Annotated in this window: 14 protein-coding genes; 12 read left to right on the top strand and 2 right to left on the bottom strand. The window is 42.7% G+C overall.

The features are described 5' to 3' along the window. The 12 genes from BZG80_RS11930 to BZG80_RS11875 form a co-directional block, all read left to right on the top strand. Positions 1-1604: GspE/PulE family protein (locus BZG80_RS11930; protein WP_108744123.1), on the top strand; the 1604-nt coding region annotated here is incomplete at its 5' end. After that, on the top strand, positions 1601-2788 hold the full coding sequence (locus BZG80_RS11925) for a type II secretion system F family protein (protein WP_077679444.1): 1188 nt from the start codon (positions 1601-1603) through the stop codon (positions 2786-2788). The genes BZG80_RS11930 and BZG80_RS11925, both read left to right, overlap by 4 nt. Further along, a complete protein-coding gene (gspG, locus tag BZG80_RS11920) occupies positions 2782-3204 on the top strand; it encodes a type II secretion system major pseudopilin GspG (protein ID WP_077649341.1) in 423 nt (140 codons plus the stop codon). The genes BZG80_RS11925 and gspG overlap by 7 nt, the downstream gene beginning before the upstream one ends. Next, on the top strand, positions 3201-3587 hold the full coding sequence (locus tag BZG80_RS11915; RefSeq protein WP_077679443.1) for a type II secretion system protein: 387 nt from the start codon (positions 3201-3203) through the stop codon (positions 3585-3587). Before gspG ends, BZG80_RS11915 begins: the two co-directional genes overlap by 4 nt. Continuing rightward, complete coding sequence (locus BZG80_RS11910) at positions 3559-3957, top strand: type II secretion system protein (protein ID WP_077649343.1); 399 nt, start codon at positions 3559-3561, stop codon at positions 3955-3957. Before BZG80_RS11915 ends, BZG80_RS11910 begins: the two co-directional genes overlap by 29 nt. Further along, the gene (locus tag BZG80_RS11905; RefSeq protein ID WP_158011551.1) at positions 3950-4636 is read left to right on the top strand and encodes a PulJ/GspJ family protein; all 687 of its coding nucleotides are present in this window, start codon (positions 3950-3952) and stop codon (positions 4634-4636) included. Before BZG80_RS11910 ends, BZG80_RS11905 begins: the two co-directional genes overlap by 8 nt. Continuing rightward, the gene (locus tag BZG80_RS11900; protein ID WP_077679441.1) at positions 4633-5508 is read left to right on the top strand and encodes a hypothetical protein; all 876 of its coding nucleotides are present in this window, start codon (positions 4633-4635) and stop codon (positions 5506-5508) included. The genes BZG80_RS11905 and BZG80_RS11900 overlap by 4 nt, the downstream gene beginning before the upstream one ends. Beyond that, a complete protein-coding gene (locus BZG80_RS11895; protein ID WP_077679440.1) occupies positions 5508-6575 on the top strand; it encodes a hypothetical protein in 1068 nt (355 codons plus the stop codon). Before BZG80_RS11900 ends, BZG80_RS11895 begins: the two co-directional genes overlap by 1 nt. After that, positions 6576-7217 (top strand): hypothetical protein, encoded by a 642-nt coding sequence (locus BZG80_RS11890; protein ID WP_077679439.1) that lies wholly within the window; start codon positions 6576-6578, stop codon positions 7215-7217. Further along, positions 7214-7705 carry a hypothetical protein gene (locus BZG80_RS11885; protein ID WP_077679438.1) on the top strand — a complete coding sequence of 164 codons (492 nt, stop codon included), beginning with the start codon at positions 7214-7216 and terminating at the stop codon, positions 7703-7705. The genes BZG80_RS11890 and BZG80_RS11885 overlap by 4 nt, the downstream gene beginning before the upstream one ends. After that, positions 7698-9827: a secretin N-terminal domain-containing protein gene (locus tag BZG80_RS11880; RefSeq protein WP_077679437.1), complete on the top strand. Its 2130-nt coding sequence runs from the start codon at positions 7698-7700 to the stop codon at positions 9825-9827. The genes BZG80_RS11885 and BZG80_RS11880 overlap by 8 nt, the downstream gene beginning before the upstream one ends. A 61-nt stretch (positions 9828-9888) precedes the next feature. Next, positions 9889-10560, top strand: coding sequence for a sulfotransferase family 2 domain-containing protein (locus BZG80_RS11875; RefSeq protein ID WP_077679436.1), 672 nt, complete (start codon positions 9889-9891; stop codon positions 10558-10560). A 31-nt stretch (positions 10561-10591) separates the two neighbouring features. Here the strand turns inward: BZG80_RS11875 and BZG80_RS11870 are convergent, their stop codons facing one another. Then, positions 10592-11347, bottom strand: coding sequence for a sulfotransferase family protein (locus BZG80_RS11870; RefSeq protein WP_077679435.1), 756 nt, complete (start codon positions 11345-11347; stop codon positions 10592-10594). Further along, on the bottom strand, positions 11331-12626 hold the full coding sequence (locus BZG80_RS11865; RefSeq protein WP_241833906.1) for an ABC transporter ATP-binding protein: 1296 nt from the start codon (positions 12624-12626) through the stop codon (positions 11331-11333). The genes BZG80_RS11870 and BZG80_RS11865 overlap by 17 nt, the downstream gene beginning before the upstream one ends. Between the last annotated feature and the right edge of the window lie 109 nt (positions 12627-12735).

Below are 12735 nucleotides of genomic sequence, written 5' to 3'. Positions count from 1 at the left end.
AAATACAAGATGGCTACGGTCACATAAATCGCCCCTATTTTGGCGAAATTTGTGTTTCTAACGGTATTTGTGCGGAAAGCGATGTGTTAGAAGCATTAAGTGAACAGCTGAATCTTTATCTGTATGAGACATTTCAAGAGACGCTTCTAAAAGGGTCGCAGCCCACGCCAGAAATCGCTTTACGATACTTCCCAGAAGATTGGTGGAAAAAAAATAGTGCGTTCCCCTTACTCATCGATAGTGAATGCAAAAAAATATACATGGCGTTAACTGACGTATGGAATGAGTATATCTATCAGTTATTTGAGCAAAAATATGGCCTTGAAGTGATACCTATTCTCACATCGAATTATCAGTATAGACAATTGGTTTCGATGTTTGAAGAAAGTGACTCAGAGCTATCAGGCTCAATTATTGAAGGAGACAGTAGCGCTGCGCCAGTCGTTAAGCTCGTCAATGAATGTATTCAACGCGCTATTATTGATCAAGCATCGGATATCCACTTAGAGATAAACAAAGGGAAATTCTTTATCCGATATCGAATTGATGGTGTTTTACATACTGTTGATCAGCCTGATCTTTCTTTGCACTCGGCGATTATTTCACGAGTAAAATTGATGGCGGGCCTTGATATCTCGGAAAAACGCTTGCCTCAAGATGGGCGAATAAAAGCGAGGTTATCAGGGAACCAGGTAGATATTCGAGTTGCAACGACACCAACTGTATTCGGCGAAAATGCTGTTTTACGTCTGCTTGTCAATGATAATACAGCCAAAAAGACAGGCTCTCAGAAGACACTAGACATGTTTCCCGATCAGCTAGCGCTTATCAATAAAATTACAACCAACAAAAACGGTATTTTTCTCGTAACAGGTCCTACAGGTAGTGGTAAAACGACATCATTATACACATTGCTCGGTAGTCTAAATGACGAGCAAACCAAAATTATTACCGTTGAAGATCCGGTCGAATATCAAATGGCTGGACTTACTCAAATTCAGGTTAACAGTGATATAGGTTTAGATTTTGCAACCGTTCTGCGTTCAGCGTTAAGACAAGATCCCGATATCATGTTGATCGGTGAAATGCGTGACAAAGAAACGGCTCAGATCGCGATTCAATCTGCGTTAACTGGACATTTTGTTCTCTCCACACTACATACAAACGACGCCCCAAGTAGTTTTATCCGACTGAAGGATATTGGCATACCTGACTATTTGATTAAGTCGACAATCGTCGGCGTTATGGCTCAGCGATTGTTAAGGCGCGTATGTCCACATTGTAGTAAGGAAGATCACACAGCAGAAAAAGTAGCCAGTGAGATTGGTTGGCCGCAAATAGAAAAGAAATGGCCAAGCATTGTGACGAATCCTACATGGTTGTCTGCAAAAGGGTGTGAAGAATGTAATTGGACGGGATATAAAGGGCGTATACCCGTCTTTGAGTTAATGGATTGGTCTAACGATTATGATGTTCCTATAGAAACATCGGCAATTATTTCGGTGGCAAGAAAACAGAATATGCGGACATTGAAGCAAGATGCCGTACTTAGAGCGGCAAATGGAGATACGACGCTCGAAGAAGTCATGAGAGTGATAGGATGAAGGACTATAAATATATTGCACGTCGGTCGGATGGTTCGCAATCTGATGGTTGGATAAGAGCGAGTTCCGACAAGCATGCCAAAGCGATTCTAGAGGAACGTAACCTTCACGTTGTCCTCGTTGTGCCTGAAAAAACGCAGCGGAAAAACGGACCAAAAATTAAACGTGAATCGATAATGACATGTTTACGAGAGCTCGCAACATTAAGAGAAAGCGGTATGGCGCTCGATGTGTGTGTGTACTCGTTAATTGAAACAACCGACGAAAAACCGTTAAAGAATGCCTTGGTAAAAATTCATCAAGACATATCAAGTGGATTAAGTCTTTCCAGCGCCATTGAGTCTCAGCCAAAAGTATTCCCATTCTATGTGGGTTCTATGTTAAAGCTGGGAGAATCTAACGGTGATCTCTCCTCGTCAATACAAAGTGTTGCCGAGCGAATGGAAAAAGAGGAWGCGATCGCGACAGAAATCCGGTCAGCGTTAACTTATCCTTCTTTTCTCGTGATCATATGTGTGCTTGTGGTTTTATTTTTGTTTTCATACGTTATTCCCAACTTTGAAAGCATGATCAGCGAAGCAAATAAAGAGTCGGCTCTGGCTGGGTTGGTCAGTACTGCACAGTTTATAAACGACAATATCGCTGTGATTGTCGGACTGTTGATAGCGTTAGTGGTCTATGTTAAATACCTGTCTGACTCAGGTAAGCTTCACGATATCGGTTTGGCTGTACTTAAAAAACTCCCTTATGTTAAAGAACTTGTTCAAGCTTGGCAGGTTGTACAGTTTTCATCCAGCATGCAAAAGCTATCAGAGTCAGGTGTTGACTTAGTAGAGGCACTGACCATCACCAATAATAATGTTTCTGATGTGACCTTAAACAAAAAGCTCAACCTTGTTATCGGTCGAGTAAAAGAAGGACAAAGCCTAGGTAGCTCACTCAGCGAATATAGTGTTTTTCCAGCGATCGTGACGCGTCTGATTGCTTCAGGAGAGCAAGGTGCCGCGTTAGTCTCTTGTTTTAGAGAGATAACTAAATTATATGAAAGACGTCTTTCGGTTGGGATAAAGCGAGCATTGTCCGTGCTTGAACCCGCGATCATTGTTATTATGGGCGGCATTGTCGGGTCAATCATGATCGTACTGATATCAGGAATTATCTCAATCAATGAAATTGGATGGTAAAGATGCGTCAAAATAAAAACTCAGGTTTCACGCTTATCGAGCTCCTTGTCGTACTGGTACTTATATCACTACTCGCAGGCTTGGTCGGTCCTAAGCTATTCAATCAATTAGGTTCGTCAAAAACAAAAGTGGCTAACGCACAAGTTGAGCTTCTTTCTTCAGCGATCAAAACTTATCGTCTAGACACTGGAGAACTGCCAACAACAGAGCAAGGCCTCAATGCTTTGATGATCGAACCTGATAACGTTGTGGGTTGGAACGGCCCTTATCTTTCTAAATCTATTCCTCAAGATCCCTGGAATCGTGATTATCGTTACGAACTCATGCCAAATTATGAATTCAAGCTTTATTCCTACGGTCGCGATGGTGAAAAAGGCGGTGAAGGAGAGGATGCAGACATAGGAACACAAGAATGAGATTAAAGGGTTTTACATTAATTGAACTGTTAATCGTAATATCCTTGCTTGCCTTAACATCAAGTATTGTTGTCCCCAAACTTTGGGGACAATATACATCATTCAATACGCAACATTCTATCCAAACATTCTGGGGTAATACATTAAAGCAAGTAAGAAAGGAAAATAGCAAAACGAAAAGCTTTTTTGTGGAAGAAAACCTTTCGTGGCTGAAAGCGCAAGCAGAAGAACAAGATCTTCGTATTAAATCGCATACGTCAATTGTGTTTAGGGCTGATGGTTTCGTGAGCTCAGGGCACATTGATTTATTAACTGACTCTAACGATGTTTGGCGGCTGGAAGTAAAGATGCCATATGGTGAAGTTGAAATTAAAAAGATCTGATCATGGGTTTACACTGATTGAAGTGCTTGTTGCTATCACCATAATAGTCGCTGCCTTCTCAGTAATATTTCCAGTGATGAATCAGTCCAGAATACAAACCAGCCGAGTTAATGATGTGCTTAATAACTCAGTGGTTCAGGAGTCTATATTAAATGAGATTAGTGTTGTTAATGTTTTTGAAAAACAGTCAGGCGCGAACAATCTCGGCAACAATATAAGCTATACGTGGGAGGCAATTCCCGAAAGTAGTGTGTTAGATGTACGGGGAGACACGGGCCAAAAGGTTCAATTGTTTACCGTTAATGTTAACTATGAATATAAGAACGTCGAGCATAAATTTTCATTCGAGCAGTTGGGCTGGCATGACTAAAAATAATAGCGAACATGGATTTACTCTCGTTGAAATGCTAGTAGTCCTGGCAATCTTTTCAACCGTGGTATCGTTGGTAATGTTCGGTTTTGAACAGGGTCGTTCTCAGTGGCAAAGAGCACTCAATGAAAATAATAATATCATAAGGTATCACAAACAATTCTCATGGCTCTCTTCCGCGTTTAATCAATCTGTCGCATCAAATTTCAGCGTTGGTTTTTCAGATTCAGCACCTTACTTTAAGGGCGATTCAAAAAAAGTATCCTTTTTAAGTGAAAGTCCTATTCTGGGTGGACCAGGCACCTATGCCTGGGTTGAAATAAACCAAAAACTGAATGATGGGGGAGGATTAATGCTTGTATATCAAGAAACACCGAACAGTGACCCCTATTATGGCCTTTATGAAACAAACCAAACGGAAGCACTGACTTTGTTTACCGATGTAGAAGAATATCACTGGCGGTATTATGTTGATGAGTTGGCTTATAATGCAAATGGTGGTCGAGTGCGAGTCGGACGTCACTGGGTGGAGAGTATAGACAGTTATAATGAGGCCCAAATGCCTGTCATGGCAAAGTTGACGGTAAAGCTAAAAAACGGTCAAGAATATGTATGGCCATTTAAAGTCACCCAGTACACCCGAAGCGCTGATATTGGTGCGCGGATAGAAGTCAAATGAGAAAACAAGCAGGTGTCGTTCTACCTTTAACCCTCGTCATTATTTCGATATTGCTCACTATCGGCAGTATTATGTTGGTAAAAGCGAATGGGGAAGTCGAAACGGCCGTAGCAGCAAAAGAGCGCGTTGAAGCGTTACGAGAAATACACTCGGCAGAGCAACGTTTATTTTTCGGCATGTTGGTTGGCGAACGTTTGCCGATGGGATATCAAGTTGGCGATCTTTTTGTTAGAACCGATGGCGAACCGATAAAGTTAAAGAATGGCGTTAATGTTTCACTGCAGGATGTAAAAGGGTTAGTGAGTCTACGCTATGTCGATAAGAATGAATTGAGCAATGTCTTTAAGCTGTACGTCAGTGCGAAAGAAGCCAGAACATTGACCGATCGCGTAGTGAAATGGCAAACGCAACAAAATGGAGGCTATGGTCGTGAAGATCTATTTCGCAGTATGGATGAATTGCTCCTCATCGAAGGGATTAGCCCAGAGATATACAATGGCGATGATAATAAACCAGGCCTAAAAGACTTGGTTGTATTAAACCATGCGATCGATAAAAACTACGCATTAGTGCCCAATTACATGCTTAAGCATATTTATGATCTCTCCGATGTCGAGCTATCAAAAATTGAGCGACTAAAAAGTAAGCAGCGCTGGCATGAGTTGGAGTCTTATCTCTATGAAATTGGCTTAGGGAGTGAGCTATCACCCAGTACTCGACTACGGGTTTATTATGAATATAATGGCTTCCAAGCGTCAGCAGAATACCGGATAAGGCCTGGTACCAGTATGCCGCCACCTGTTAGAATGTGGCGTTTCCCGGATTATGGGCGGCACTTCCAATACAACACGCAGAATATCGGAGACGAGTAGTGTTATCGACGTTGCAAAAGCATTATGTGGTCTGGCCTAGTGAGGAGGATACCACTCGCCACTATCGCAAGTTTGATCGTGTTGTTGGTTTAGTGCCACAAAGCATATGCTTATATAAAACATACACGTATCAAGCGGCGGTTGTCACCCGTGAAGAGGTGGAGCTCTGTGTTAAGTCAGAGCTAGAGTCTGAACTTTTATGGGATGATTATCAATATTTTAGCATTATACAATCGGTAGGCGATGAATGGGTTGCCAGTGTTTGGGTATGGTCAGCAGCCGATGTCGCCTTTTCAAACACAGTGACACATATCATACCTGCATTAGCTTACGAATTTGGCTTAGTCGAAGAAAACCGTTGTGTGGTTATTCATCAAGAAGGCGATGAGCGTTGGGTTGCTTTTATCGATAGTGGTATTGTATCGAAGGTTATCAAGTGTAAGCCGTCGTTAGAAAGAATCATTAGTCAACAAATTAATCACTTTTCAACGGCAGTGTATGGTGAAGCAAATAGTTCGTTTGAAGGCGTCGAGCTACGAGCCTTCGATAGAGAAGTGCCTAAAGTCTCTGTGCTAAATTTAGGTAAACTTCCCGTCTATCAAGACATATCTAACCCAAAAACGTTTTATAAGCCAATCTGTATGGTGATATTACTTGGGATACTCGCACTGATTATTGATTATTCTATTATCCAATATAAAAATTCGCGCGTATCAGACAGTTTAACTGTATTGCAGAGTGAAACTTCAGACCTCGTTAAAATACGCTCTCAAGATGCGGACACGTTACGCGTTGTAAACGCGATTGCGTCTTTAAAGCAAGAACAGCACCAGCTCGCCCATATTATCAACATGATGTTGGAACAGTTACCCAAAGACGTCGTGCTGAGTCAACTGACCTATTCATCAGACGCACTGGTCATCACAGGAAAAGCGTTGGAACCCCTCAAAGTGATTGATGTTGTGACAACGTTCAACGGGGTCGAAAGTGCACGACTCATCGGAGACGTGGTGCCAATAAAAGACGACGATCGGCAAGCTTTTAAAATGGAGTTGGGGATTCAGTGAATGTTAAGTGATTATTTCAACAAGTTATTAGGTCCCCAGAGCCAACTGAGAAAAGAATTTGATAACAGCCTTGTGATGCAATGGTCTGTGCTAGCCATCCTTATTCTGTTCTTTTTCATGTTTATCACGGCCCCTTATTTGGCTTGGCGTGATGATCAAGCGGTTAAATTGGTTGATAAACTTGATAGAGAGCAAGCGCTGATTAGGTTGAGTGAGAATCGCTCGGCGATTGAAAAAAGCCATCAAACACTCAATGCGCTATACAGTGACACTCAGGCAATGTTAATTGACGCACCATCATTTAATCGCGCATTATCGATATCTTTAAACAAAATTGAGAGCATGTATCAGCCGCTTGGTTTACGCTTCGATACGCGGCGATTTGGTGATCCTAGCGATCTTGCTTGGGTGGGAGAGAAGGTACCGAGTCGCTGGGGCTGGGTTGGCTCTAGCCAAGAAGTAAGTGACTTACTGTATAAAATGGCGAGTGAAAAAACGCTTTTTATACCGGACACCATCGATTTAAAGCCAACCAGAGACAGAGATGGAAATATTCAGTTTGAATTGTCCGCGACGATTTGGACAGTTCGATCTCTGTCCATTGAACAATTGAAGCAGCAACAAAGGGCGGTGAATCGATGATCAGTCGCGTGCTAGAATACAAAAATAGAGTCATCGTTGGTTTGCTGTGCATGGGCGCCGTCATTTTGGTGTCTTGGTGGTCGACGTCGCCAAGCGGCAACGTTAATAATACCTTTGCGACGCATACCATTGAACGTGATCAGTTGTTCAAGCCTTATCGTTTACCGTCTAATGCCCCCGGGAACTTGTTTGTTGAAGGGCGAGGACGTTCGAATGCTGAGACAGCAAAAGTTGACGCACCGCAAAAAGAGCGCAACGAGCCGCTTAACCTTGTGAGTATCATCTCGACCAATGCGCAACAACAAGCGGTGTTTATTCAAGGTAATAGTAAGATTACGGTCTCGGAAGGGGAGCGTATTAATGATGAACAAACAGTGAATAAGATCACTCCAACGCGCGTTCAAGTGATAGACACAATGGAACGAACTAAAGACTTTGTATTATTCCCTACACAGAATATTCAGCTTAAAGGCCAAGATGATGAATAATGTTTTGAAAAAGAGAAAGCGCAACCCGATAAGGCCTCTCACTCTCGCCGTGGTTTCTATCTTGGTACTCAATGGCTGTACGTCAGTATCAAACAATCCAACTGTTGATCGTATTGATGCGCGTCCCATAACACAAAAAAATGACAGCGTTCTTGTTGATGAGAACAGGGGGAGCAACACATCAAATGCGAGTAAAGGAAAAATAGACAGTGCTCCGCTCATTTATAAAAACAAACTGTCAGATGAGGCGAAGCAAGCCGGTATTCAGCTACCTAAAGATTCAGTGAGTCTGAATGCGGATAAAGTACCGATGAATCACTTCATCAATTTAGCGTTGGGCGACGTTCTCGGTTTAGATTATGTGGTCGATCAATCTCTTAACAATAACTCAACGCCGATTACACTGAGGATTAATCAGTCGATTAAGAGTGAGCGAATGCTTGGTTTGGTCGAAGAGGTGTTACAAGTCAACGGTGTTGCACTGGTTCAAGACGATGGTCTACTGAAAGTGTTGCCCGCTAATAAAGTCGATCGTCGTGCGCCAGTGTTATTGTCAGACTCTGTAGGCGCAAAGCTGAAGTATGGTAATGTCGCCGAGATTATTCCGATTTACTACCTGTCTTTAAACGATGCCTCGATTCTGGTTGATCAACTGATCAGCGAAACGCGCGGATCCAATGTGTTATTACAACGCCACCTTAATGCCTTGATGGTCGTTGCGCGGCAAGATGATATAGACAAAGTCCATACGATGTTAGCGCAGCTTGATGTCCCCAAGAAAGTGGCCAGCAATATGAAGCTTATACAGCCACGTTACCTTGGTATTGACGATATCGTGACCGATCTAACGCGCGCATTAAAAGCATCAGGCGTGCCTGTTTACGAAGAAAATGGCACAAATGGTGTTGTGCTTACAAAAATGTCAAATAACACGTTATTAATGACAGCCAGTACATCAAGCTGGTTGAAATATGCAGAAGACTGGGTCAGTCGTATAGATAAACCCAAGCCGGTAAGCGGCAATGAGGGGGTTTATGTCTACTATATGCGTAATGCCAAAGCGAACGATGCGTGGGGCGTGATATCGGCTATTTTCGGGCGACAAACAACACAGAGTGATGAAAAAGCCGGTGCTGATATTGTTAAAGAGGCGGAAAAATCGGGCTCAGATGACAATTACACATTGCCAGGCAATAAAGGATTAAATCGTTCGAATAAAAAACAGACCAGCAATGCTAGCGTTGTAACAGACAGTTATCGGGTGGTGGTCGATCCGAAACGGAATGCGATTATTTTTACCGGACAATACAACGATTACCAGCGTCTTATCCAGCTTCTTGAGTACGTTGATCAACGCCCACGTCAAGTTTTGATTCAAGCGATTGTTGCGGAAGTAAAACTCGAGGAAAGCAGCAGAGTCGGTGTCAATTGGGATTATGATGCAGGTAGAACCAACACCACCAATAAACTGTTGTCTGTCATCGGCGAAGGGACGTCTGAAGGCGGTTCGCTTAACTTAAGCTTAGCGTTAGGCCAAACTAACTTTGATATCAATGCGCTGCTGAAAGAATCAGGTTCAAAAGTACTGGCGACGCCAAGAATTTTGGCATTAGATCAAGAGACCGCACGGATTAATGCCGGTGATCAAATTCAGGTCACCACCGGTGAGATCGAAGGCGAAGATGGCAACACCAAGTTTACCACTCAGTTTGTCAATACCGGTGTGACGTTAGAAATCACACCATCGATTAATCAAAATGGATTGGTAGAAATGGAGATTAGTCAAGAAGTCAGTACGCCAAACATCTCCGAGTCTGGCACCTCCATTAACACACGTTCGCTACAAACTATGTTGTTGGCAGATAGCGGGCAAACGGTATATATGGGCGGGTTAATTAACAGTAACACTACCACCACAGAGAACAAGATCCCGCTATTGGGAGATATTCCATACCTTGGTAACCTGTTTAAATTCCAAAGCCAGGGCAGTAATCGTTCCGAAGTCGTTCTTTTGCTCACGCCATACGTGATCAATACGAAGGAAGATGCCGTTTTTTATACCAATGAATTTAAAGATCTTACCGGATGGGATCCGATGGAGGATGTTGACAGCATTCAGTAGTCAACAATACAAATAAATAGAGAAAGCATAGCCGCGGCTATGCTTTTTTTTGGAGCCGTTTATGATCATATCTTTACACCTACCCAAAACAGCAGGTACCAGCTTTTTCGATGCACTCACGCGTGTCTATGGTGACCAGCTAATGCGAGACTACAATGATATCCCTTTAAATCGGCCGGTAGAGGAAAGAAACCGAAAAGCATTGAATGATGCTTTACACTACGAGCAACAATATCGTGATCCCGCGTCTAAGGTGGCATGCGTTCATGGCCATTTTTTACCGGTTAAATACGGGTTGTTGCCTTGTGAAAGTACACAATTTATTACTTGGATGCGTCATCCAGTAGAGAGGCTAGTTTCACACTATTTCTTTTGGCTTTCGGCGTATAATGAAAACGCTGCGCCGTTACACAAAAGAGTGGTAGAAGAGAACTGGACACTGGAAGATTTTGCCTTCTCAAACGAAATGCGAAATGTCTATGATCAGTTTTTATTTGCGTTCCCACTCCATAAGTTTGATTTTATCGGGATAACAGAGCATTTCTCAGACGATCTTTGTTGGTTTACTAACAATATTATAAAGGCAAACGGCGACGTTGAAGAAAAAAAACTGAACCAAAAGAAAACGACGCCGGAAATCAGTAATAAGCTTCGCTCAGAAATAGAAACGTTTCATGAACAAGATATGATGCTATATACACAAGCGTTAGACATGAGAAAAAAAAGAATCTAATACACGCAGTAGAAAATGGATAAAACGACCACTAGGTCGTTTTCTCTAAACGAAACTGTTCAATATAGTCGATATCTTCTTTAAGTTTATAAGCGGCATAACGCTTAGCTAATCGATAAGAAATTGCTGACCGAGATAGCGAATACTGACCAGAAAAAATTGATTCCGCTGCTATATCCCAAGATGAAATATTGAGAAACTCAAATACACGATTAAGTACGGCATCATGTTGATAGAGTAAATCTTGATGATGAATAATTAAAATATTATCAGCCAAAAAATAGCGAAAAAGATTCTCGATTTGTGATTTAAACGTTCCTCTGGATAAATAGCTTTGAGTTCTTGCCGGTTGCTTCCAGTTTCTATTCTGATTAACCCTCATCCTCAACGGCTCTAACAAAAATGCGAGAAACACGTTCAGCGACTCCTGGCCCCGGTTTTTCGACATGGCATATTGAGAGATCGCGCGTTCTACTGGGTTTCTAACCACCATCACGAGTTTCGCTTCGGGATTATAAGCGGCAATATGCTTAGGTATATCCTGCCAGTAGGCATAGATCGGTGTTGCGTCACATACGTAACGCTCACCAGAATAATGGGGATAACGTTCCGTGTATAGTGCCTCAATATGTGATTGAGTCAGTTGGCAAAACATGGGCTGATCAAAAACATGTGCTTCTTTACCTAGCGCCATGCAAATACTTGGATGTTGAGAAAGAAAATGCGCGAGCGCGGAGGTACCACACTTCTGTCCGCCAACGATAAATAAATTAGTGCGCTTTTGCATGATGTTTGCTTTGCAATGAAATTCCCATATCAACAATACCGGTTGCGTCTTGATTGTCTTCGATCACAGAAAACATCGCCACATCCACCCCGCGATGAAGAAATTGACGCTGTCCGTCAATGATGCCCGAACAACCACAATTGAGAAAATACGTCCCTTTTTGCAACGAACACTTAAACGTAAAACAGACATCGACATGGTAGCTGGCTTTAAGATAATCAATACGCTTTTCATGATTTTTAGTCGACGTCGCACCGCCAATTTCAACCCCATTGATTGTCTTAATCATCATACCAAAGCCGACTTCAAAGACATCGCGCTCTGCTTGTACACTAAAGCAATACGAGTAGGTTTCGCCCGCCACAAGCACATTAACCACCTGGCCCTGGCTGTTTTCAATACGTGGATTGATGATTTCAGCGCCTTGCTTGGCATACCACACGGTGGATTTAGGAATAAGGTCGGATGTCCAGTGTGTTTGGCTTTGCGGCGCGTTAGGCGTACTTCTCACCGCCTGCACGGCTGACTGTTGCTGCCCGTTTATAATCTGCGCTCTAAAGGCTTCTCGCTCACTCTCATCAGACATATGTAGTAGCTTATGGTAGCTATGTACCACCTCTTTCGGGGTACCTGTCATTAATAGCTCGCCTTTATCTAACAAAATCGCACGATCACATAGCTCAATGACCTGACCGGCGGCGTGAGAGACAAAAAGCAGTGTTACCCCCTGCGCTTTTAACTGTTTAAGCTTCGATTGGCATTTGCGTTGAAAGGCCGCATCACCCACCGATAACGCTTCATCAATAATTAATATCTGAGGCTCTATATTAATCGCGACGGCAAAGGCTAAACGCAGCATCATGCCACTGGAATAGGTTTTGACTTGGCGATCTAAAAAGGGGCCAATGTCTGCAAAATCGACAATCGTATCAAGACGCTGCTTGGTTTCTTGATGTGAAAGGCCCAACAGGCGAGCATTAAAAAATATGTTTTCTCTTCCTGTGAACTCTGGATTAAACCCCGAACCCAGTTCAAGCAATGCTGCAATACGCCCTTCAACCGCAACCTGTCCTTGGGTTGCTTGCAACACACCACAAATTACCTGCAACAACGTCGATTTACCTGAACCATTATGGCCGACAATGCCCAGTGTTTCGCCTTGATAGGCCTCGAAACTGATTGATCGTAAGGCAGTGAAAACCGCTTGCGGACGGTTAGGGAATAATTTACTCGAGAGAACATTAAAGAGAGTAGGTTTGAGTAAAAATGATTTACTCACATTCGAGACTTTTATAATGGACTTCATAACCATCAATAGCGCGATAAAACGGTTATTATGGACGAATACTGAGTCAGACGCAAAGAGAGAAAGGGCGCTTACGATTAGC

It is taken from the genome of Salinivibrio sp. MA440, from assembly GCF_001996265.1.
Classification (GTDB): domain Bacteria; phylum Pseudomonadota; class Gammaproteobacteria; order Enterobacterales; family Vibrionaceae; genus Salinivibrio; species Salinivibrio costicola.
The sequence above is the reverse complement of the archived record's forward strand: the minus strand, read 5'-3'. Positions and strand labels throughout refer to the sequence as shown.

Bases quoted from the DNA above. Each gene is read 5' to 3' on its own strand.
- gspG (WP_077649341.1), top strand. From the start codon at position 2,782: ATGGTAAAGATGCGTCAAAATAAAAACTCAGGTTTCACGCTTATCGAG.
- BZG80_RS11915 (WP_077679443.1), top strand. From the start codon at position 3,201: ATGAGATTAAAGGGTTTTACATTAATTGAACTGTTAATCGTAATATCC.
- BZG80_RS11910 (WP_077649343.1), top strand. From the start codon at position 3,559: ATGGTGAAGTTGAAATTAAAAAGATCTGATCATGGGTTTACACTGATT.
- BZG80_RS11905 (WP_158011551.1), top strand. From the start codon at position 3,950: ATGACTAAAAATAATAGCGAACATGGATTTACTCTCGTTGAAATGCTA.
- BZG80_RS11900 (WP_077679441.1), top strand. From the start codon at position 4,633: ATGAGAAAACAAGCAGGTGTCGTTCTACCTTTAACCCTCGTCATTATT.
- BZG80_RS11890 (WP_077679439.1), top strand. From the start codon at position 6,576: ATGTTAAGTGATTATTTCAACAAGTTATTAGGTCCCCAGAGCCAACTG.
- BZG80_RS11885 (WP_077679438.1), top strand. From the start codon at position 7,214: ATGATCAGTCGCGTGCTAGAATACAAAAATAGAGTCATCGTTGGTTTG.
- BZG80_RS11880 (WP_077679437.1), top strand. From the start codon at position 7,698: ATGAATAATGTTTTGAAAAAGAGAAAGCGCAACCCGATAAGGCCTCTC.
- BZG80_RS11875 (WP_077679436.1), top strand. From the start codon at position 9,889: ATGATCATATCTTTACACCTACCCAAAACAGCAGGTACCAGCTTTTTC.
- BZG80_RS11870 (WP_077679435.1), bottom strand. From the start codon at position 11,347: ATGCAAAAGCGCACTAATTTATTTATCGTTGGCGGACAGAAGTGTGGT.